The following is a 21,648-nucleotide window of genomic DNA, read 5'->3' on the forward strand; positions in this document are numbered from 1 at the left end:
CGCTTTCGGGGGCAGGCGCTCACACCTCACCTACGACCAGGGGAGTGTGACGAGATGACGGCGCACACCGCGCGGACCGGCCGTACGGACGGTGCGGGAGCCGGGAGGATCGAGAGCGGCCCGCAGAGCGCCGCCGACGACGGCGAGCTGCCGTGGATCGAGAACGCGGGCAGGCTCGCCCCGTTGGACGCACGGGAACTGTCCCGGCTGTTCTTCGACCGCCTGCGGGCCCTGGAGGAGGGCACCCCGGCCCATCAGTACGCGCGCAACACCCTCATCGAGATGAACCTCTCCCTCGTCCGGTTCGCCGCGGGGCGGTTCCGGAGCCGGGGCGGCGGCGATATGGAGGACGTCGTCCAGGTCGGCACGATCGGGCTCATCAAGGCCATCGACCGTTTCGACCTCTCCCGGGAGGTCGAGTTCACCTCCTTCGCGGTCCCCTACATCACCGGGGAGATCAAGCGCTTCTTCCGCGACACCGGCTGGGCCGTCCATGTGCCGCGCCGGCTCCAGGAGCTGCGGGCCGACATCGCCAGGGCCACGGAGTCGCTGGCCGCGGAGCTCGACCGCGACCCCACCGTCCGGGAGCTCGCCGAACGGCTGGGGCTGGGCGAGGACGAGGTCGGCGAGGGTCTCGTGGCGGCCAACGGGTACACGGCGGGTTCGCTGGACATGCCGGCCGAACCGGTGGGCACGCGTCGGCACCGCGGTCCGGGGCGCACCTTCGCCGATGTCCTGGGCGGCCCCGATCCCGCCATCGAGACGGTGGAGAACCTGCACGCGCTCGCGCCGCTGCTGGGCGGTCTCGACGACCGCGAGCGCCGCATCGTCGACATGCGTTTCGGCCGGGAGATGACGCAGTCCCAGATCGGGGCGGAGCTCGGCGTCTCGCAGATGCACGTGTCACGGCTGATCAGGCGGATCCTGCGGAAGCTGCGCAGCGGGATGTGCGTGGAGGTGTGATCCTGCGACGCGAGAGGACCGCCGGCCGCGGCCCGCGCGCCTACGGGACCGTACCCGGCGTCCTCCCCCGTGCCCTCCTCGCGCCGGCGGCTTCCGCGCTCTTCGCGCCGGAGTCCTACGCCGGGCCGTCGGTGCCGTTCTTCCGGGTCCGCCCCCCGTAGTACGTGGCGATCATGTCCTCGCCGCCGTGCCCGGCCGCCTCGGCACGCCCGAAGCGGTCGGCCGATGCGGCGAGCAGATCCAGCCGTACCCCCGAACTCCCCGCCGCGTCCAGGATCAGCCGGGCGTCCTTCAGCGCGGTGGTCAGGGCGAAGCTGGGGGTGAGGTCGCCGGAGAGCACGGCCGCGGACTTGTCCTGGAGGTAGACGGAGTCCAGCGGGCCGCCCTTGACGGTGTCGAGGAAGGTCCGCGGATCGACCCCGAGGCCCTCCGCCAGTTCGAGGCATTCCGCGATGTTGTCGACCATCGTGATGACCCAGGCGTTGAGCACGAGCTTCAGGCGCGAGGCCGCACCGGGCTCCTCGTCGATCCAGACCGTGCGCCGCCCGATCGCGTCGAGCACGGGTTCCACCGTCGGCCGGACGGTGGACGGACCGGAGACGAGGACCGTCAACGCGCCTCGCTCGGCGGGCTCCCTGGTGCCGGAGACCGGTGCGTCGAGGTGGACGAGTCCCAGGTCCTCCGCGACGCGGGAGAGCTCGACGACGGCGTCCGGTCCCACGGTCGAGCTCTGGAGCAGCACCTGGCCGGGGCGCAGCCCCGGCGCGGCGGCGGCGAGTGTCGCGGCGACCGAGGGGCCGTCGACCAGCATGGTGAGCACGACGTCCGCGCCGCGCACGGCGTCCGCCGCCGTTTCCGCGACCGTGGCGCCGTCGGCGGCGAGCGGAGCCGTCCTGGCCCGGGTGCGGTTCCAGGCATGGACGTCGAGACCTGCCCGGAGCAGGCTCCGGGCCATGGCGGCGCCCATGATCCCGGTGCCCAGGACGGCGACGCGGAGCGTGGGGCGGGCCGCCCGGCGGCATCGGCCCCGGGGCCGGTGGCGCCGGGGTCAGCGGGGGTGTTCGGGGGCATGAGGAGGGCACTCCCTTTCATCTGCCGGGCTCGGAGCGGGTTCGTCTGCCGCGCTCCGGTCGGCCCGCAGCACGGTGGACTCCCAGGATTGCCGGAGCGCGCCTTCACGGACGGCCACGTGCACGGCCCTGGCGAGTCGCGCGCCCCAACGGGAACGCGGTCCCGCGAAGGGTTCGCCCGGGGTGCTTCCCGGGCAGGGCGCGGCGACGCAGACGGCGTCGGTGGGGGTGCCCGAGCAGTCGAGTCCCGCGTCCAGGAGCGCCTGCACCTTGGCCTCGGTGGCCGTGGCGACCGCGTTGACGAGTGCCGCGTCGGAGAGCGCCACCGGCAGGGTGACCACGATGTTGACCGTGCCCGGCCGCGGCGGTCGCCCGGTGTCCCCGTCGACGGCACCGGTCTCCCGGGCGGGAACTGCGGCCCAGCCGCGCACGCCGAGGCCGCAGGTGGCGGTGGCCGTCACCCCCTCGTCGGTGGCGAGGGCGTACGCGGTGACGTCGGCCGCCGTCATCAGGCCCGCGCCGGGCCCGGTGAGGCGCTCCGCTGCGGCGATCTCGGCGAGGTGGCGGTCCGGGTCCATGCGCGGGTAGCCACCGGCGACCTGGGCGTTGAGTATCCACGCGCGCGGGCCGATGCCTCCGCCGAGCACGGCGCTGCTGCACACCCGCCACCCCGGCCCCAGCCGCCACACAAGGTGGTGGAGGTCCAGACCGTCCTCGCGTCGGGCGAGCAGCTCACCGCGCTGCTGGGGCAGCCGGATGCGTACGGAACTGATGGGACACCCCCGGGTGGTACGGCAGGACGAGGCCGGCGGACGGCCGGACGATCATACGGGCCGGGCCCGTGGCACCCCCGGGCCCGGCCCGTGCCGCCCCGCCCGGACCGCCGCGGCGCGCCGGTGCGCCCCGTCGTGGGACCCGCCGGATGCCGCCCTCACCCGATTGGCCTAACGAAGGTGCGGCCCGCCCACCGCCGTGCCAGGCCGCAACCGCCGCCGCCGCACGCGTGCGGCGGCCGGCCTCCGGAGGCGGGGCGGTTGCAGCGTCCATCCGGGTGAGGCGCGATGGGAATCGGACGCGCCTCCCCTGATGGACCCAGCCACAGGACGCGCCCGGGTGAGGAGGAATCGGTCATGGGAGCCGCTGACGGATTCACGGATTCCGGAGAACTCGACGGTCTGACGGTGTACGACACCGCGGGCGAGAAGGTCGGCAGTGTGGGACGGGTGTATGTCGACGACAGCACAGGCCGCCCGGACTGGATCACGGTGAAGACCGGCCTGTTCGGCATGAAGGAGAGTTTCGTACCCCTTGCCGGAGCCCGCCGCGTGGGCTCCGACCTGCACATTTCACATCCGAAGGACCGCGTCAAGGAGGCCCCTCGGGTGGACGCGGACGCGCATCTGTCCGTGGCGGAGGAGGAGGAGCTCTACCGTCACTACGGCCTCGCCAGGAACATCACGGGCAGGCTCGGCGGCCCGGCCGGCACCGGAACCACGACCGGGGCCATGGGCGCGGCCGGAACCGGGCGCGGGACATCGGCCACGACCGGCTCCTCCGCCCCGGGCACGGACACCTCCCGCACCACGCCGCGCACGTCCGGCATGGCCGGAGCCGGTTCGGGCACGGGCAGGCACCGTGACACCACAGCGGCCGGCCGGCCGCTGGCCGGCGCCGGAGCGGGCACCGAGCGGTCCGCCGAACTCCGCGGCAAGGAGGAGTTGATCCGCTCCGAGGAGCAGTTGCGCGTCAGCACCGAGGAGTACGAGAGCGGCAGGGCCCACCTGCACAAGTACGTCGTCACGGAGAACGTCACCAGGACGGTGCCGCTGACGCACGAAGAGGTACGGGTGGTCCGCGAGCCGCTGCAGCCCGGCGAGAGGACGACGGGACCCACGAACATCCGCGAGCAGGACGTCGAGGTCACCCTGCACGCCGAGCGCGCCACCACACGCAAGGAGACCGTGCCCGTCGAGCGGGTGCGCCTGGAGACCGAGCGGGTGACCGAGCAGAAGGAGATCTCCGCCGAACTCCGCAAGGAACAGATCGACTACACGGACGGCAAGAACATCGGTCGCGAGAGCCCCGGCAGTGAGCCCGGCCGGGGACGCCACCGCTGAGAGCCTGTCGGGTGGCCTTCGGCCGGAAAGCGGACGCGGCACGGTGCGTGCGGTTCCAAGGCGCCGGGATGTCCTCGGACGGGGTCTCCCCCGCTCGAACGGAGTTGAGAGCTCGGGGAAGGAGCCAGCAGGGCATCCCGGCGACGCCGGAGGGGGGTCCCCTGGCCCTCAATGCCTTGGGGGAGCGTGTGCCAGGGCGTGGCCGCCCGGTCGGAGGTCACCCGACAGGCTCTGAGCCGGTCCGGCGCACTCCCGGCCGCCGTGCCGGGAGCCGGAGAGCGGGCAGTGCGGACCCGGGCGTGTCACGGGTCCGCCCTTTCCGCGTCCGCGGGCTCACGCCCCGCGGGACCGGGGCGTGAGGTGTCCGGCACGGGCGGATCGCGCCGGTGCCGGGCACCGGGATGGTGGCCGGCCGGGTCGTGACCGGGTCCGGCACGACCCGGCCGGTGTGCGCCGCCGTACGGTCGGCCACGCGAGGTGCCGGCCGCGGTCTACGGCCGCTGGAGGGCGAGCACCGCGTTGTGCCCGCCGAAACCGAAGGAGTGGCTCACGGCCCGCCGGACGGGCTGCCGCAACGGCTGCCCGACGACGCAGTTGATGTCGAACTCGGGCGCCGGGGCGTCCAGGTTGGCGATCGGGGGCACGACGCCGCGCTGGAGCGTCAGGACGGTCAGCCCCGCCTCGATCGCCCCGGCCGCCCCCATGCAGTGGCCGAGTACCCCCTTCGGCGCGGTGACCGGTGGCCGGTGCGGGTAGACCCGGCCGATGAGGGCGGCCTCGGTGGCGTCGTTGCTCGGTGTCGCCGTGCCGTGCGCGTTGACGTGGTCGACGTCGTCGGGCGCCCAGCCCGCGTCCCGCAGCGCGGCCTCGACGGCGGCCTGGGCCACCGCGCCGGACGGATGCGGGCTGGTGGGGTGGTGGGCGTCGGTGGTGGCGCCGGTACCGGCGAGCAGGGCCCTCGGCGCGGCGCCCCGGGCCGCCGCGTCGTCCGCGCGTTCCAGCACCATGACGGCGGCGCCCTCACCCATGACCAGTCCCGCCCGGTCGGCCGCGAAGGGACGGCACAGCCGGGCCGGGTCGCCGACCGCCCGGGCCGCGGCACCGGACCGGGCGAATCCGGTCATGGCGACCGGGTAGACGATCGACTCGGTCGCGCCGGCGATCGCAACGTCGCACTGCCCGGTGGCCAGCAGGTCACGGGCGACGGACAGGGCGGTGGCGCCGGACGAGCAGGCGGTGCACGGTGCCAGGCTGGGACCGGTGGCCCGGAACTGGATCGCGATCTCGGCCGCGGGCATGTTCGGGATGGTGAGCAGGATCCCCGAGGGCGACGTGGCGTCGGGCCCGTGCCGGTCGAGCACCACGGCCTGTTCGGTCAGTGCCGCGGAACCCCCGCTGCTGGTGCCGACGACGACCGCCACCCGGTCGCCCTCCCACCGCTGCGGGTCCAGTCCGGAGTCGGCGACGGCCTCCCGGGCCGCGACGACGGCGAGCTTGACGTACTTTCCCATCCGGAAGGACGTACGGCCGCCGATCGCGGCGTCGAGGTCGATCCCGTCGACCGTGCAGGCGAAGTCGATCGCGCAGCCGTCGAGTTCCGGGACGGTGCGCACCGGCGAGACCCCGGCGCACACGCCCTTCCAGGTGGATTCCGTGTCGTTGCCGACCGGGGTGATCATTCCCAGGCCCGTGACGGCGATGTCCGGCTTGTTCATCGGGCGTTGCTCAGGTGTGCCTCGGGGCGGGCCGTCGTCACGCAGCCGCGCGGCGGGTCGATGAAGCGCGAGATCTCGGCCAGCGTGGCGTCCTTGGGGATCCTGTCCAGGTCCGTTTCGCCCCCCGTCGTCTCCCTGAGCAGGACGGCGAACTCGGCGACGGCGAGGGAGTCCATCTCCAGGCTGTCCATCGTGGAATCCGGGTGGATCTCGGAGGGCGGCACCTTGAAGGTATGGGTCAGGACCTCGGTGATCCGCGGATGAATCGTACTCATGAGCTTCCTCTCCGTCATTCGGTACGACTGTCGGCGCAGTGGGACGACATCGTCCCGACGCCGGATCAACTGAGTGACGTCGATCCAGTTACGCCTTATGGCGAACCGATTCGGCACGGCCGGTCGGCGGCGACGCGTGCCAGCGGACCAGAACGGCCGGCGTCCCCCAGAAGAGCAGCAGCACGACACGGACCACGAGGACACCGGCCGCCTCCCTGACCCGATGGCCGTGGCCGGTGGTCCCCGTGTCGTTCACCGCTCCCGCCGCTCGTCCGCGACCGCGGCCGGGCCCCCTCCTCCGTTCCGGTGCCAGGCGGCCTCCGGGTCGTCGTAGGCGTCGATGTAGCCGTCCCCGGCGATGGGCCAGTCCGCGAGGAGTTCGGCAGGCAGGGCGAAGGCGTCGGCGAGTTCGGGGAGCCGGTCGACGAGGGCGGCGATCAACCGGTCCGCCGCGTCCGGCAGTTCGTCGACCTGATGGGGAGTCATGTAACCGGCGGCCAGCAGGTCGCCACTGCCGAGAGCGATCCGGTCCAGCGCGAACAGCCTTTGCAGCCAAATGAGTTGCTCACGGGCGCGGCCCTGCGGCAGCCGCTCCGCCGCGTCCGTGAACGCTTCGGCCGCCTGCCGGTGGGCGTGGGCCTCGACGCCTCGCAGCGCGGGACCGGAGGCGGCGTTCCACCGCGTCAGCGGATCGCCGTGCGGAGCGCTTCCCATGCGCCGCCCGGCGCGGTCGAACCAGATCCGCTCCAGGGCCGCCAGCAGCCCGACGAGGAACCGCGGGTCGGAGAGTTCGCCCGGTTCGCCGCCGGAAGGGGCCTCGTGCCCGGCCGGTTCGGCGGCCAGGAGCATCTCCGCGGCCGCCTTGGCGTGGATCGCCAGATTGTCGCCCTCCGCGGTGATGGCGCCCTCCACCCCCGTGAGCAGCGCGCTCATGCCGTTGTTCTCCAGGAGCGCCTGCGCGCCGCAGCGTTCGCGGCATTCCACGATCACCGACCTGGCCTGCCAGGTGATCCACCCCTTGGCCACGGCGACCAGCCGCTCCGCGTCCTCCCGGCAGGTCTCCGCCGCGTCCTTGCGTGCCGCCTCCCAGTGGTCCAGGGCCCTGCGATGCAGCAGACTCATCGCGTAGACGGTGGCCATGGCGCGGACGAGCGGCCCGTGGTGGCTGCGGTGGGCCATCACCGGCACCTGTCCCGTGCCGCGCGGCCCGGAGACGTGGCGGTGGCCGCCGTAGCGGACGGCGACGGCGAGCGTGGCCCGCGCGGAGCCGACCGCGCAGGCGCTCATCGAGATCTTTCCGGCGGTCACCCTCCCGATCGACGCGAGGAAGCGCCGCCTGCGGTTGCCGATCGCGCTGCTGAACACACCGTCGTCGCCGATCCGCCCATGGTCCCCGGCGAGCAGCGCGTCACGCCCCACGAGGACCCGGTCGAAGGAGGTCAGGCAGTGGTCCACCGGGCTCCCCATGCGCGCGGGCAGCCTGCGCACCCGCACACCGGGCAGGGGGCGTTCGGCGTCGGTGAGCGGTACGAGGAAGAGGAAGACCCCGTGATCGGCGCCGTCGACGAGCAGCCGGGCGGCCACGAGCCCCGCCTTGGGGCCGCCCGCCGGACTGGTGTTGGGCATGAACTTCTGCGCCCCGGCGTGCGGGGTGTGCAGCACGAACGCGTCGCGGGCGCGGTCGTAGCGGGCGACGGTCTCGATGGCCGCCGCGTCGTTGCCGTGCGCCACCTCCGTGCACAGGAAGGTGCCGGTGCTGCGCAGCCGGAGGAAGTCCGACAGATCGCGGCGGCCGGGGCCGTCGTGGTCGAGGAGACTGCCGAGGAAGAGGTTGTAGTGGATGGCGGCCACGGTCGTGAGCGCCGGGTCGACCGGGCCGAGCCATTCGTGCAGGGCCGCGAGGGCGCGCGGGTCGGTGGCGAGCCGCGCGCCGCCGTCGGGGCCGGTGGCAAGGCCGTCGTCGCCGTCGCCGTCGAGGCCGTGGACGAGGCCGTCGTTGAGCGCGCGCAAGCGGTCGTACGCGAGGCGCAGACGCTGCTCGGTGGTGGGGCGGTCCGGTCGCCGGAACGGTTCTGTGGCGATCAGCCGCCGCCAGAAACCGTGTTCGCGGTGGTGGTCCTCGCCGAGGAGCACCGCGGTGAGGAGTTCCGTGGACCGTTCGGTGAACGGGCCGTCGATCGTTGCGGTCATGAGACATCAACGATTCAGTCAACGGCTAGGACACCGGGGCCGGTACGCCGTCGCGCCCCGCGCCGGAATGCCCTCGCCGGGGCAGCGGACGGTCCTCGTCGGCGCGCCGGAAGGCGAGCACGACGTTGTGCCCGCCGAAGCCGAAGGAATGGCTGAGCGCGCGCTCGACGTCCTGCGCCCGGGGCTCCTTGACCACGCAGTCGAGGTCGGAGCCGTCGGGCAGCGAGTCCAGGTTGGCGACCGGGGGCACCAGGCCGTGCTCCAGGGTCAGTACGGTGGCCACCGCCTCGATCGCGCCTCCCGCCGCGAGGGTGTGTCCGAGCACGCCCTTCGGCGCGGTCACGGACGGCCGGTGCGGGAACATGCCGGAGATCAGGCCGCCCTCCATCGCGTCGTTGAGACGGGTGGACGTGCCGTGGGCGTTGATGTGGTCGACCTCGTGGGCGGCCCACCCGGCCTCGCGCAGCGCCGCCTCCACCGCCCGGCGCGCACCGGACCCGTCCGGGGAGGGGGCCGTGGGGTGGTGCGCGTCGGTGCCGGATCCCGTGCCGGCCAGCAGGGCGCGCGGATGCCGGCCGCGGGCGTACGCGTCGCACGTGCGCTCCAGCACCAGTACGGCGGCCCCCTCACCGATCACGAATCCGTCCCGGTCGGCGGCGAACGGGCGCGACGCCGCCGCCGGGTCGGCGGTCCGCAGCGAGAGCGCGCCCATGCCCGCGAAGGCGCTCACCACCAGCGGGGTCAGCACCGACTCCGCGCCGCCCGCCACCACCACGTCGCACCGACCGCTCGTCAGCAGGTCGCGGGCCAGGGAGATCGCGGTCGCCCCGGACGCGCACGCCGTGGCAGGGGCGAGGCTGGGGCCGTGCGCCCGCAGCGCGATGGCGACCTCCCCCGCGGCGGCGTTGGGCATCATCATCGGGACGAGGAGCGGCGACACCGCCTCCGGTCCGTCGTGCTCCAGCCTGCGCGCGTTGTCGGTGAGCACGGCCACCCCGCCCACGCCGACCCCGAGCACCACTCCCACCCGGCCGCCGTCCCACCGCCGCGGTGACAGCCCGGCGTCGGCGACCGCCGTGCGGGCGGCGACCAGCGCCATCTTCACGAACCGCGCCATCCGCCACACCGAACGCCCGCCGACGGCCTCGTCCAGGTCGATCCCGTCCACCGGACAGGCGAAGTCGACCGGCAGCCCGGCCAGTTGTTCACAGCGCCGGGCCAGCGACACCCCGGCGCACAGCCCCTCCCAGAGGGTCCGTTCGTCCGCTCCCGCGGGAGTCACCATCCCCACGCCGGTCACCGCGACACCCGTGTCGGCCCGCCCCATGTTCCGCCCCCTCCTCGTAATCGATCACGCCTACCGGTTGTCGAACGGCCGTAGCCCCGAGGAGGATGCGCTCAATGACCCGAACGGGTCACGGTTCGGCCGTCCGGGCCATGCGCGGGTGACGCGTTCACCCGTCCGCCGCGCCGCGACCGGTCGCGGGCGAGCGCCGCCCGCAGTTCGGCCGCGTCCGGCGGGTTGGCCCCGGCCCGTGCCACGGTGACGGCGGCGCAGGCGGCGGCGTGGCGCAGGACGTCGGCGACAGTGGACCGGTCCGCCGTGCGCAGCCGCTCCCGGCCGTCCGGGCCGAGCAGCCCGTGCGCGGCGAGGGCGTGCAGGGTGCCGGACATGAAGGCGTCGCCCGCCCCCACGGTGTCGACGACCTCGGTGGCGAACGCGTCGGCCGTGACCCGCCCGCCGGGCAGGACGGCCAGGGCACCGTCGCCGCCGCGGGTGACGAGGACGGCCGCCGGACCCCGGCCCAGCCACCGCCGCGCGACCGTCTCCGGCTCCTCGCCCGGGTACAGCCACTCCAGGTCCTCGTCGCTGGCCCTGACCACGTCGCTCAGCGCGACGCAGTGCTCGACCCTGCGGACGGCGGCGTCGTGGTCGCCCATCAGCGCGGGCCGCACGTTGGGGTCGTAGCTGACGGTCGCGGAGGGGCGCAGCGACTCGACGGCGGCGAGGACGGTGGCCGCGCCGGGGTCGGTCACGGCGGCGATCGAACCGGTGTGGACGTGGTGGGGCGTCCGGTCCGGCGCGACCGGGGCGAGCGTCCAGGCGATCTCGAAGGCGTACGCGGCCCGGCCCTCGCGGTCCAGGGTCACGACGGCCGACGGGGTGGGGGCCGCGCTGCCGTCCGTGCGCACCTCGACCCCGGCCTCGGCCAGACGACTCCTGATCAGGCGTCCGTGGTCGTCCGGGCCCAGTTGTGTGAGCAGGGTGACGGCGTGCCCGAGCCGGGCCAGGCCGTGGGCCACGTTGGCGGGGCTGCCGCCCGGGTGGACGTGGACGTTCCCGCCCGGCAGCCGGACGATGTCGGCGACGCATTCGCCGATGACGAGCAGGTCGAGGGGGTCGGGCATGGGGCGGGCTCCTGGCGTGCGGGGCCGCGGCGCCCCGGCGGACGGCGCGGCGGGCAGTCGCGGTGGGCCCCATCCTGCCCCGGCCGCGGTCACCGGCCGGTGGTGCCCTCCACCGCGTCCGCCACAAGGTCCAGGAAGCGCGCGTGGGCCCGCGGGCCGCAGACCGGCTCCGGGTTCCACGGGACCACCCGGGCGGCCCGTTCGATCGCCGCCCACTCCTCGTTCGTCCGCAGGTCGTCGAACGGCGTGGCGTTGACCCGGATGTCGGCGAGGACGATGTCGGGGCGCAACGCCGCCGCTTCGGCCCAGCCGACCGTCGACCAGCTCGCGCCCGGCCCGTCGGCCGGTTCCACCAGGTGCACGCCGAGTTCGGCGAGCACGCGCAGTTCCGGCCACATGCGGGGGCGTGCCAGATGCGTCTGCTCCTGTCCGGCCGGGGAGAGCGCGACGACACGGGACCTCCCCGCCCCGGCGCAGAGCGTGCGCAGCCGGTCCCGGGCGGTCTCCAGGTCCCGCGTCCCCGTGGTGGGCGCCTCGGCCCCGAGCGACCGGGCGAGTGCCGCGAACCGTTCGGTGACCTGCGCGAAGGAGCGCGCCCGTCCCACGTCGAGGACGACGACCGGAACGTGCTCCTCCAGGTGCTTTGCGGTCTCCGGGGCAAGGGCGTAGACCTGTCCGCCGCCGTAGCTGACGGCCACGACGAGGTCCGGCTCACCGCCGAGCAGGGTGTCCGCGTCCAGGGAACTGCCCGCCCCGACCTAGGGCGTGTTTCGAAAGTAGCGTCGTCCGCCCGAAGGGCGGGGCCCGCGGCGTCTGGTGCGGTGCATCGCAAGGCAGAGGGTCGTCCACGTACTGGGCCGTGGCGAGGCGCCGTGCCAGGCGTCGCAGGCCAGACGGGACTTTCGAAACACGCCCTGGGCGACCGTGTCCACCGGGAGCGATCCGGTCTTCGCCCCGTCCGGCACGGCGGGGTCGTCGTGGTCGGAGCCGAACATCGCGGCCGGGCGTGTCCCGTGGTCCCACAGGGTCGCTCCGGCCTGCACATAGGCGAGCACCCGTGCCGGGCGCCGCGCCGCGGTCGCCACCTGTCCACGGTCGTCGGTGAACTCCCACACGGTCCGCTCCCTCACCTCGCACGCCCTGCGGCACCGGTCGCCGGGGCGTCTTCGCCCATGCGTCCACGGGCTCGTACACCGGTACCTGCCCAGCAAATGAGTGCGACATCCCCTGCCGACGGCCGGTTCGGCATGGTTGGCGCGAAGTCGCCACCTTCCGAACAGATATGACATGCCGTCAGTCATCCGCGTCCCGGTCACCGGGGGCGGCGCTCTCCCCGGTCCCTGCCGTCGGGTCCACACCGAGTCCGGTCAGGAACGCCGCGGCCGCGGGGGCGGGGCGAAAGCGGCTCCAGACGAGCCGTTCCGTGCGGGCGGGCGCCTCGCGGACGCGCAGCACGTGCACGCCGGTCAGCTGCTCGGCGAAGGCGGCCGGCTGCAGGGCGACGCCGAGCCCGCTGCGGACCAGCCGGACGATGAAGTCGGTGCCGCCGACCTCGAACGCCACCTCCCGGGTGAGGCCCATCGCCGCGAAGGCCTCGTCCGACTGCGCCCGGGCGGCGGTACCGGCGGGGTGGTCGACGAACGTCTCGCGCGCCAGCCGCTCCAGACCCACCTCGGTCTCCCGCGCCAGGGGGTGGGCCGGGGCCACGACGGCGACCAGCTCGCCGGTGGCGAGTTCCCGGTCGTTCACGCCCGCGGGCCGGTAGCTCGGCAGCACCCCCAGGAACGCCACGTCGAGCGCGCCGTCCCGCACCTCCTGGACCAGGTCCTTGCTGGCCCCCTCGCGCAGGACGACGCGCACCTTCGGATGGCGGAGGCGGAACGCCCGCAGCACGGCCGGCAGGTCGACCGAGCCGATGGTGGGGATGGCACCGACCGCGAGACGGCCGCGGACCTCCCCCACCGCGGCGGCGACCTCGCTGCGGGCCCGTTCCGCCGCTTCCAGCGCCTGTCCGGCGTGTGTCAGGAACGCCTCGCCCGCCGGGGTGAGCCGCACCCGGCGGCTGGTGCGGTCGAAGAGCCGGGCACCGAGTTCCTTCTCCAGGCGGGCGATCTGGTGGCTGAGCGCGGACTGGACGACCAGGCACTGTTTGGCGGCGCGGGTGAAGCTCCCCAGTTCCGCCACCGCGAGGACGTACCGCATCTGCTGAAGTTCCATCCACCCATCGTGAATCACGATCGATGAAATGAAAAACATGTGTTGGACTCATGGATGGGGAACCCCCGAGGCTGGGCGCATGGCTCATTCCACAGCGCGGACCCGAAACCGGGCCGTCCCCCGCCCGCTCCCCGGCCCTCCCGGTCTCCCCGCCCTCGCCCGCGGCTCGGTGCCGCTGATGGCCCTCGCCGCCGGGCTCTCCGCCTCCGGGAACTACTTCGCGCAGCCGCTGCTCGACGTCATCCAGCGGGATCTGCACATCGGCGCCACCGCCGCGGGCCTGATCGTGACGGCGGCCCAGGCCGGGTACGCGCTGGGCCTGATCCTGCTCGTGCCGCTCGGGGACGTGGTGGAACGCCGGCGGCTCGCCGTGTCCCTGTTCGCGCTCACCTCCCTGTTCCTGCTGCTGACGGCCGCCGCCCCGGGCGGCCCGCTGCTGATCGCCGGGACGCTGCTCGTCGCGCTCACCTCCGTGGGGGCACAGGTCGTGGTTCCCTTCGCGGCGACCCTCGCGGCTCCGGCGGAACGCGGCAGGGTCGTCGGTGTCGTCATGTCCGGGGTGCTGCTGGGCGGACTGTTCGGCCGACTGGCCTCCGGAGCCCTGTCCGAGCTGGGCGGCTGGCGCACCGCGTACTGGGTGAACGCCCTGCTCATGGCCGTGATGGCGGTGCTGCTGCAGCTGCGCCTGCCCCGGCTGCCGCGCTCGCGCGAGGCGCGCTCGATGTCGTACACCGGTCTGCTGCGGTCCACCCTGGCGCTGCTGCGGCAGGAGCCGCTGCTGCGCTGGAGGGCGGCCATCGGCGCGTTCTCGATGGCCTCGTACAGCGTGCAGCTGACGGCGCTGACGTTCCTGCTGACCCGGTCGCCGTTCGACTGGAACGCGGCCGCCATCGGGCTGTTCGGACTGCTGGGGGTGATCGGGGTCCTGGGCATGAACGTCGCCGCCCGGCTGGGCGACCGCGGCCGGGTGCAGGTGGTGTCGGGGACGGCGGGCGCCCTGCTCACCCTCTCGTGGCTGCCCCTGCTGGCCGGGGAGTCGTCCCTGCCGTGGCTGGCGGTCGGGGTGATCTCGCTCAACATCGCCCAGCAGGCGGGGCTCAACAGCTGCCAGAACGTGATCTACGCGCTCCGTCCGGAGGCCCGCAACCGGATCAACGCCGGGTTCATGACGCTGTTCTTCCTGGGCGGCGCGCTCGGCTCCGCACTCGCCTCGCTGGTCTGGTCGCGGGCGGGCTGGGGCGGTGTCTGCCTGCTGGGAGGACTGCTGGCCGCGACGAGCCTGGTGCTGTGGGTGCTGGAGCGGATCAGGACGGGCGGTTCCGCGCGTCCCGTCCCCGGCGCCGTCACTCGTTGACGGTGGTCAGCAGCACCACGGCGTCCTCCAGCGCCGCCAGCCCGTGCCGCTCCCTCGGAACGGGCTGAAGCCCTCCGGCTCCCACCTCCACGTCCCCCGAGGCCGCGGTCAGACGCACCCGGCCGCGGAGCACCAGGAGGGAGGCCGCCGCGGGCGCGTTGTGCTCGTCCAGGGCGGTGCCGGCGGTGAGGGCGATGACCGTCTGGCGCAGGGGCTCCTGATGCAGCAGTCGGTGGGCGCTGCGGCCGTGCGCGGAAGCGCGGGCCGCGGCCAGGTGCTCGTCGGCGAGGGCAGTCAGGTCGTCCATGTGCCCACTGTGCCGCAGGTCCCGGGCCCGCGCGATCCTGCGGGTCCCCGCCCGCCCCTCGTGCACGCGGTGCCGCGTCCCGCCGTGCCGTTGCGGCGGGGTGCCCACGGCCCGGCGGGTACGACCCGGGAAGATGGCTCGGGAAGATGGCTCGGGGGAAGACCGCGACGACCGACCGATACGGAGGACTGACGGATGCCGCACGAACGAGCGGGACAGCCGGCCCGGCCGGAGGATCTCATCGATGTGGCACGGCTGGTGACGGCGTACTACACGCTGCACCCGGATCCGGCCGTGCCGGACCAGCGGGTGGCGTTCGGCACCTCCGGACACCGGGGGTCGTCCCTGGCCACCGCGTTCAACGAGGACCACATCGCCGCCACCAGCCAGGCCATCGTCGAGTACCGGGCCCGTCGGGGCACGGACGGGCCGCTCTTCCTCGGCACGGACACCCACGCCCTGTCGGAACCGGCCCGGATCACCGCCGTCGAGGTGTTCGCCGCCAACGACGTGACCGTGCTCGTCGACCCGGCCGACGGCTGGACCCCGACCCCGGCGGTGTCGCACGCCGTCCTCGCCCACAACCGGGGCCGGGCCTCGCACCTCGCCGACGGCGTGGTGGTCACCCCGTCCCACAACCCGCCCGGCGACGGCGGCTTCAAGTACAACCCGCCGAGCGGCGGACCGGCCGGTTCCGAGGCCACCGGCTGGATCCAGGAGCGGGCCAACGAGATCATCGCGGCGGGCATGAAGGACGTGCGCCGGCTGCCGTACGCCCGCGCGCGTGCGGCGTCGACCACCGGGACCTACGACTTCCTCGGCGCCTACGTCGGCGACCTTCCGTCCGTGCTCGACCTGGACGCGATCCGCGCCGCCGGGGTGCGCATCGGCGTCGACCCGCTGGGCGGCGCCTCGGTCGCGTACTGGGGCCGCATCGCCGAGGAGCACCGGCTCGACCTGACCGTGGTCAACCCGCTGACCGACCCCACCTGGCGGTTCATGACGCTGGACTGGGACGGGAAGATCCGGATGGACTGCTCGTCGCCCTTCGCGATGGCCTCGCTGATCGCCCAGCGCGACCGCTACCGGATCGCCACCGGGAACGACGCCGACGCCGACCGGCACGGCATCGTCACCCCCGACGGCGGGCTGATGAACCCCAACCACTACCTGGCCGTCGCCATCGACTACCTGTTCACGCACCGCGAGGACTGGCCGGCCGCCGCGGGCATCGGGAAGACACTGGTCTCGTCGGGGATGATCGACCGGGTCGCCACCGGGCTCCGACGGCGGCTGGTCGAGGTGCCGGTCGGCTTCAAGTGGTTCGTCGACGGGCTGGCCGACGGATCGCTCGGGTTCGGCGGCGAGGAGTCGGCGGGGGCCTCCTTCCTGCGCCGCGACGGCTCGGTGTGGACGACGGACAAGGACGGCATCCTGCTGGCGCTGCTCGCCTCGGAGATCCTCGCGGTGACGGGGAGGTCTCCGTCGGAGCACTACGCGGCGCTGACCTCCCGGTTCGGTGAGCCGGCGTACGCGCGGACGGACGCCCCGGCCACCCGCGAGCAGAAGGCCGTACTCGCCCGGCTCTCCCCCGGGCAGGTCTGCACCGGCGCCCTGGCCGGCGAGCCGGTGACGGCCGTGCTCACCGAGGCGCCCGGAAACGGCGCGCCGGTCGGCGGCATCAAGGTGACCACCGAGAACGCCTGGTTCGCCGCACGTCCCTCGGGCACCGAGGACGTCTACAAGATCTACGCAGAGTCGTTCCTGGGCCCCGACCACCTGGGCCGGGTGCAGGAGGAGGCCCGGGCCGTGGTCTCCGCGGCCCTGGACGCCTGAGCCCCCGCCCCCGGCCGGGCCCGGCCGGGGGCGGGGCACGCCCGCGGCGGTTCACCCGTACACCGCCCGCCGGTGGCGAGGCGCGCGAAGCGGACCGACGCTGGTCACCAGCCTCCGGTCCGCGCGGGGGCGGAGCCTCGTGGGGGTGAACCCGTGTCGGATGCCGGTGCACCGGACCCAGCGTCGGCACGGCCGGATGCCATGGGAGCGGCGCTCCTGCGCACCCTGTTCGCCCAGTCGGCGGTGGGGCTGCACGTGCTGGACACCCGGCTGCGCCTGGTGCGGGCGGCCAGTCTGTCGGGGGCCGGGGCCGCCGAGCACCTGATGGGGCGTCACTTCACGGACGTGTACCGGTGCGAGCGGCCGGACAGGGAGGAGCGGCTGCTGCGCGAGGTGCTGGACACCGGCGCCTCCGTGTACGACCACGTCATCCGGGGCAGGCTCGCCGGCACCCCCGGCCCGGACCGCAGCCTCATGGTGTCGGTCCACCGGGTGGAGGAGGCGGACGGCCGTGCCCTCGGGCTGCTGGCCACCGTCGTCGACGTCGACGAGCGGGAGAAGGAACGCGTCCGGGCGGCGTGCCTGGCGGCCGTGCGGACGAAGGTCGGTACGTCGCTCGATATCGCGACGACCTGCGAGGCGCTCGCGGAGGCCGTCGTTCCGGCGTTCGCCGACCTCGCGGTGGTGGAGGTGGTGGACGATGTGGTGCGCGGCTCGGATCCGCCGCCAGGCCCCCTGGGGGCCGCGGTCCCGCTGCGCCGCGCGGCCGTGCGCGGCCCGGACGCGGAGGGCCGCCTGGACGGCCTCGTCGCGGAGATGCGCCGGCTGCCCGCCCGTACGCCGCACTCCCTGGCGGCGTCGGACCTGCGGGCCCGCCTCGTAGCGATCGACGACCGGACGCCATGGCTCGACGCCGCCCCGGACACCGCCCGGCTGGTCCGGGCGACCCGGGCCCACTCCCTGATCGTCGTCCCGCTGACGCTGCGCGGGGCGGTGCTCGGCCTGGTGAGCCTCTACCGGTGCCGGGGCACGGCCTCGTACGAGGAGAACGATCTTCCCCTCGCCCTGACGGCGGCCGCCCACGCGGCCCTGAGCGTCGACAACGCGCGGCGCTTCGTGCGCGACCACGTGATCGCGTCGGCGGTGCAGCGCAGGCTCCTGCCCCAGCGCGAGGGCGGCGGGGTGGCCGTCGAGACGGCACACGTGCTGCTGCCCGGCCGAGGCAGCGGAGGCTGGTTCGACACCATCAACCTCTCCGGCGCGCGCACCGCTCTGGTCGTCGGCGATGTCGAGGGCTCCGGTCTGCGGGCGGCCGTCGTCATGGGGCAGCTGCGGACCGTGATCCACGCCCTGGCCGGTCTCGACCTGGAGCCCGACGAGGTGCTGGCCAGACTCGCCGAGACCGCCGTCCGGCTGGCCGCCGAGCAGGCGGAGCCGCCACCCGTCGGCCGGGGGCACGCCCAGCCGCTGACCGCGACGTGCGTCTACGCCGTCTACGACCCCCTGGCCCGCACCTGCACCGTGGCCCGGGCGGGACACCCGGCGCCGGTCCTCGTCACGCCCGACGGCACCGCGACCGCCCTGGACGTCCCGGAGGGTCCCGCGCTGTTCGACACCGACGGCTCGCCGTTCGCCATGGCCGTTCTCCGGCTCGCCGAGGGCAGCCTCCTGGCCTTCTTCACCGGGCCGCTCCTGTCCGGAGAGGAGACCGCGGACCGGGTGCGGGAGGCGCTCGCGCGGCCCGGACGGAGCGTCCAGGACCTGTGCGACGACGTGGTCCACGGCCTGCCGGGCGAGACGCACGCGGAGGGCGCCGTCCTCCTGGTCGCCCGCACCGGAGCGGTGCCGGACGACCGGGTCGCGACGTGGGACCTGGCTCACGACCGGACGACCCCCGGCATCGCGCGCACGCTCGTGCGCGATCGGCTCGACGGCTGGAACCTCGACGAGGAGACGGCGGAGGCGACCGAACTCATCGTCAGCGAACTGATCACCAATGCGATCCGCTACGGCGCCCCTCCACTGCGCCTGCGGCTGATCCTGGACCGCACGCTCACCTGCGAGGTGCACGACAGCAGCCGGGTGTCACCCCATCTGCGCCACGCGCGCACCGTCGACGAGGGCGGGCGCGGGCTGTTCATCGTCTCCCGGCTCGCCGCGCACTGGGGCGTGCGGTACGGCGCCGAAGGCAAGACGCTGTGGACCGAGCAGGAGATCCCGGACGCGTCCGCCGCAGGGTCATTGCCCCCTGCGCACAACCATGGTTGAGTGCCTCTGAAGATATGAATCGAGGTTCAGAACATCGTGGCCTACCGACCCACCGCCCGTACGGAAGCGACCCGGCTCGCCCACCGCGAACGGTTGCTGGACGCCGCCCGTGAACTCCTGGCCGAGGGCGGGTACGCGGCGGCGAGCGTCTCCGCGCTCGCCGACCGGGCCGGGGTCGCCACCGGGAGCGTCTACAACCACTTCGCCTCCAAGCAGGAACTGCTGGCCGCAGTCTTCCGCCACGTCGCCGGTCACGAGCTGAGCGCGGTGCGGGAGGCGGTGGAGGCCGGGACCGGGGCCGCCGGGCAGCTGCGCGCCCTGGTCGAGGTCTTCTCCCACCGTGCGCTGCGCACCCCGCGTACGGCCTGGGCGCTGCTCGCCGAACCGGTCGATCCCCTCGTCGAACAGGAGCGCCTGGCCTACCGGCGCGCCTACCACGCACTCGCCGAGTCGGTCGTCGCCGCCGGGGTGGCCGCGGGTGAACTGCCCGAGCAGAACGCGCGGTTGTCGGCCGCAGCCGTGATCGGGGCGGTCGGCGAGGCCCTGCTGGGTCCGCTGTCGCCGGTCGGTGAGCGGACCGCCCCGGAGCCGGTCGTGGCGGGGATCACCGCGCTGTGCCTGCGCGCGGTCGGGGCCGGCACCGCCCCACCACGCCCCCGGTGACCGTTCGGCACCGCCCCCGACCGCGCACCCCCACGACGTACCGCCGCACCGACCGACCGCCCGCAGTCCCGCAGTCCCGCAGTCCCGCAGTCCCGCAGTCCCGCAGTCCCGCAGTCCCGCAGTCCCGCAGTCCCGCAGTCCCGCAGCCGATCGTCCGGCCCCGTTCCACCGCACGCGTTCCCCCGCCGGACCGTCGCCCTCGTCGCCCGCCCACCGACCCAGGACAGGAATCCGCGATGACCCTCACCCCGCAGGCGGCCGGCCCCCGGCCCGAGGCGCCCGCCCCGTACCGCACCCACGAGGTCACCAACCAGGCACCGCCTCGCACCGGCATCGACGAGTACGCCGCCAACCCGACGCTCGTCCAGGCCGTGCAGGCCTTCGGCGCGGCCTGGCGCGAACCGGAGCTGCACGAGATCGGCGCCCTGGTCGGGTCCGAGCGGTTCCGGGCGAACGCCGAACTCGCCCATACCTCCCCGCCCGTGCTGCGCACCCACGACCGCTACGGCAACCGCGTGGACGAGATCGACTTCCACCCCGCGTACCACGAGGTCATCGGGGCGGCGGTGGGCCACGGCACGCACACGGCGGGCTGGGCCGACCCGAGGCCCGGGGCGGCGGTGGCGCGGGCGGCGGCGTTCATGCTGTTCGCCCAGATCGAGCCCGGCCACGCCTGCCCGATCTCCATGTCCCATGCCGTGGTCCCGGTGCTGCGGCGCGATCCGGAGGTGGGGCGGGACTGGCTGCCGGGACTGCTGAGTCGCTCGTACGATCCTCGGCCGATCGCCCCCGCCGACAAGTCCGGGCTGACGTTCGGCATGGGGATGACGGAGAAGCAGGGCGGTTCCGACGTCCGCGCCAACACCACCCGGGCCGTGCCGATCGCCTCCGACCCCGAGGGCCGGGCCCATCTGCTCACCGGCCACAAGTGGTTCTTCTCCGCCCCTCAGTCGGACGCCTTCCTCGTGCTGGCCCGGGCCGAGGCCGGGCTCACCTGCTTCCTCGTACCGCGCGTGCTGGCCGACGGCACCCGCAACACCATCCGGGTCCAGCGGCTGAAGAACAAGCTGGGCAACAAGTCGAACGCCTCCTCCGAGGTCGAGTTCGACGGCACCTGGGCGGTACGGATCGGTGAACCCGGGCACGGGGTCCGCACCATCATCGAGATGGTCAACCACACCCGTCTCGACTGCGTGCTGGGTACCACCGCGGGAATGCGCGAGTCGGCGTCCGAGGCGATCTGGCACGCCCGGCACCGCAACGCGTTCGGCGCCCGGCTGGCCGACCAGCCCGCCATGACCGCGGTCCTGGCGGACCTGGCGCTGGAGACGGAGGCCGCGACCTGGACGTCGCTGCGCCTGGCCCACGCGTACGAGGCCGACTGCGGCGAGGACGAGGAGATGTTCCGGCGGCTGGCCACCGCGGTGTCCAAGTACTGGATCTGCAAGCGCGGCCCGCACCACGCCTATGAGGCGCTGGAGTGCCTGGGCGGCAACGGTTACACGGAGGACTGGCCGCTGGCCCGGCGCTACCGCGAGCAGCCGGTGATGGCCGTGTGGGAGGGCTCCGGCAATGTCGTCGCCCTCGACGTGCTGCGCGGCATCGGCCGAACCCCGCGGTCGCTGGACGCCTTCTGGGCCGAGCTGAGGACCACGTCGGGCGCCCATCCGGTGCTGGACGCGCACATCCACCGGCTGCGCCGGGAACTGACGGACGACCTGCGCGATCCGCTCGCCGCGCAGAACCGCGCCCGGGCGACGGTCGAGGGCATGGCCCTGGCGCTGCAGTCCTCGCTGATGCTGCGTCACGCGCCCGCGGCGAGCGCCGAGGCGTTCGTCGCCGCCCGGCTCGGGGAGGAACGCGGCCACCAGTACGGGGTGCTGCCGCGCGGTACCGACGCCGCGGCGATCGTCGAGCGCCACGCCGGCGCCGCCGCGTGAGGGGCCCGCGCACGTCCGGGCGGGCGGGGCGCGTGTCCGGCGGGGCGGGCCAGGGCGTGTTGCGAAAGTCCCGTCCGGCCCGCGACGCCTGGCACGGCGCCTCGCCACGTTGTCGGGATCGTCCACGTACGCCCCGTATGCGGACGTTCCGACAACGCGGCGAGGTGCCGCAGCTGTCGTCGCGCGCCCGCCAGGGATTGCGGGACAGCCCTTAGAGGTCGCGCGCATGGGTGGGGCGGAGGAAGGAGCGGGGCGAGGGGCAAGCCCGGCAAGGCGGAGGAGGGAGGTGACGCGAAGGGGCCCCTCCCATGCCTTTCGGGCCAT

At 74.3% G+C, this 21,648-nt stretch carries 15 protein-coding genes and 3 pseudogenes; 7 read left to right on the top strand and 11 right to left on the bottom strand.

What is annotated here, in order from left to right; translation table 11 throughout:
- Positions 1 to 54 precede the first annotated feature (54 nt).
- Positions 55 to 963, top strand: a complete 909-nt coding sequence (locus ACFYXM_RS23325; RefSeq protein ID WP_389292003.1) for an RNA polymerase sigma factor SigF — start codon at positions 55 to 57, stop codon at positions 961 to 963.
- Between the two features lie 115 nt (positions 964 to 1,078).
- Here ACFYXM_RS23325 and ACFYXM_RS23330 read toward each other — a convergent pair whose 3' ends face one another.
- Both ACFYXM_RS23330 and ACFYXM_RS23335 read right to left on the bottom strand, forming a co-directional pair.
- Positions 1,079 to 1,918 carry an NAD(P)-dependent oxidoreductase gene (locus ACFYXM_RS23330; protein WP_389292005.1) on the bottom strand — a complete coding sequence of 280 codons (840 nt, stop codon included), beginning with the start codon at positions 1,916 to 1,918 and terminating at the stop codon, positions 1,079 to 1,081.
- Positions 1,919 to 2,011: 93 nt separating this feature from the next.
- Positions 2,012 to 2,806 carry an adenosylcobinamide amidohydrolase gene (locus tag ACFYXM_RS23335; RefSeq protein WP_389292027.1) on the bottom strand — a complete coding sequence of 265 codons (795 nt, stop codon included), beginning with the start codon at positions 2,804 to 2,806 and terminating at the stop codon, positions 2,012 to 2,014.
- A gap of 357 nt (positions 2,807 to 3,163) precedes the next feature.
- Between ACFYXM_RS23335 and ACFYXM_RS23340 the strand changes: the two genes are divergently transcribed.
- The gene (locus ACFYXM_RS23340; RefSeq protein ID WP_389292006.1) at positions 3,164 to 4,150 is read left to right on the top strand and encodes a DUF2382 domain-containing protein; all 987 of its coding nucleotides are present in this window, start codon (positions 3,164 to 3,166) and stop codon (positions 4,148 to 4,150) included.
- 491 nt (positions 4,151 to 4,641) lie between these two features.
- Here the strand turns inward: ACFYXM_RS23340 and ACFYXM_RS23345 are convergent, their stop codons facing one another.
- From ACFYXM_RS23345 to ACFYXM_RS23380, 8 genes and pseudogenes are all read right to left on the bottom strand, one after another.
- A complete protein-coding gene (locus ACFYXM_RS23345; protein WP_389292007.1) occupies positions 4,642 to 5,865 on the bottom strand; it encodes a beta-ketoacyl-[acyl-carrier-protein] synthase family protein in 1,224 nt (407 codons plus the stop codon).
- Positions 5,862 to 6,140 carry an acyl carrier protein gene (locus tag ACFYXM_RS23350; RefSeq protein WP_389292009.1) on the bottom strand — a complete coding sequence of 93 codons (279 nt, stop codon included), beginning with the start codon at positions 6,138 to 6,140 and terminating at the stop codon, positions 5,862 to 5,864. The genes ACFYXM_RS23345 and ACFYXM_RS23350 overlap by 4 nt, the downstream gene beginning before the upstream one ends.
- An 88-nt stretch (positions 6,141 to 6,228) precedes the next feature.
- Positions 6,229 to 8,330: pseudogene (locus ACFYXM_RS23355) on the bottom strand (acyl-CoA dehydrogenase).
- A gap of 25 nt (positions 8,331 to 8,355) precedes the next feature.
- A complete protein-coding gene (locus tag ACFYXM_RS23360; RefSeq protein WP_389292011.1) occupies positions 8,356 to 9,657 on the bottom strand; it encodes a beta-ketoacyl-[acyl-carrier-protein] synthase family protein in 1,302 nt (433 codons plus the stop codon).
- A 71-nt stretch (positions 9,658 to 9,728) separates the two neighbouring features.
- On the bottom strand, positions 9,729 to 10,739 hold the full coding sequence (locus ACFYXM_RS23365) for a carbohydrate kinase (RefSeq protein WP_389292013.1): 1,011 nt from the start codon (positions 10,737 to 10,739) through the stop codon (positions 9,729 to 9,731).
- 89 nt (positions 10,740 to 10,828) lie between these two features.
- Positions 10,829 to 11,500: pseudogene (locus ACFYXM_RS23370) on the bottom strand (ABC transporter substrate-binding protein); the annotation flags it as partial.
- 156 nt (positions 11,501 to 11,656) lie between these two features.
- Positions 11,657 to 11,869: pseudogene (locus tag ACFYXM_RS23375) on the bottom strand (ABC transporter substrate-binding protein); the annotation flags it as partial.
- A gap of 163 nt (positions 11,870 to 12,032) precedes the next feature.
- Positions 12,033 to 12,956, bottom strand: coding sequence for a LysR family transcriptional regulator (locus tag ACFYXM_RS23380; protein ID WP_389292015.1), 924 nt, complete (start codon positions 12,954 to 12,956; stop codon positions 12,033 to 12,035).
- A 79-nt stretch (positions 12,957 to 13,035) separates the two neighbouring features.
- Between ACFYXM_RS23380 and ACFYXM_RS23385 the strand changes: the two genes are divergently transcribed.
- On the top strand, positions 13,036 to 14,310 hold the full coding sequence (locus ACFYXM_RS23385; RefSeq protein WP_389292016.1) for an MFS transporter: 1,275 nt from the start codon (positions 13,036 to 13,038) through the stop codon (positions 14,308 to 14,310).
- On the opposite strand, the gene ACFYXM_RS23390 is transcribed toward ACFYXM_RS23385, so the two are convergent.
- Positions 14,300 to 14,617: a cupin gene (locus tag ACFYXM_RS23390; RefSeq protein WP_389292018.1), complete on the bottom strand. Its 318-nt coding sequence runs from the start codon at positions 14,615 to 14,617 to the stop codon at positions 14,300 to 14,302. The two genes, ACFYXM_RS23385 and ACFYXM_RS23390, sit on opposite strands and share 11 nt — an antisense overlap.
- A 195-nt stretch (positions 14,618 to 14,812) precedes the next feature.
- On the opposite strand from ACFYXM_RS23390, the gene pgm reads away from it, so the two are divergent.
- The 4 genes from pgm (at position 14,813) to ACFYXM_RS23410 (ending at position 21,324) form a co-directional block, all read left to right on the top strand.
- Entirely contained in the window at positions 14,813 to 16,453 is a 1,641-nt protein-coding gene (gene pgm / locus ACFYXM_RS23395; protein ID WP_389292020.1) for a phosphoglucomutase (alpha-D-glucose-1,6-bisphosphate-dependent), read from the top strand.
- Positions 16,454 to 16,654: 201 nt separating this feature from the next.
- Positions 16,655 to 18,721 carry a SpoIIE family protein phosphatase gene (locus tag ACFYXM_RS23400; protein ID WP_389292022.1) on the top strand — a complete coding sequence of 689 codons (2,067 nt, stop codon included), beginning with the start codon at positions 16,655 to 16,657 and terminating at the stop codon, positions 18,719 to 18,721.
- 36 nt (positions 18,722 to 18,757) lie between these two features.
- Positions 18,758 to 19,384: a TetR/AcrR family transcriptional regulator gene (locus ACFYXM_RS23405; protein WP_389292024.1), complete on the top strand. Its 627-nt coding sequence runs from the start codon at positions 18,758 to 18,760 to the stop codon at positions 19,382 to 19,384.
- Positions 19,385 to 19,620: 236 nt separating this feature from the next.
- Positions 19,621 to 21,324 carry an acyl-CoA dehydrogenase family protein gene (locus ACFYXM_RS23410; RefSeq protein WP_389292026.1) on the top strand — a complete coding sequence of 568 codons (1,704 nt, stop codon included), beginning with the start codon at positions 19,621 to 19,623 and terminating at the stop codon, positions 21,322 to 21,324.
- The last annotated feature ends 324 nt before the right edge of the window (positions 21,325 to 21,648 follow it).

It is taken from the genome of Streptomyces sp. NPDC002476, from assembly GCF_042889785.1.
Lineage (GTDB): Bacteria > Actinomycetota > Actinomycetes > Streptomycetales > Streptomycetaceae > Streptomyces.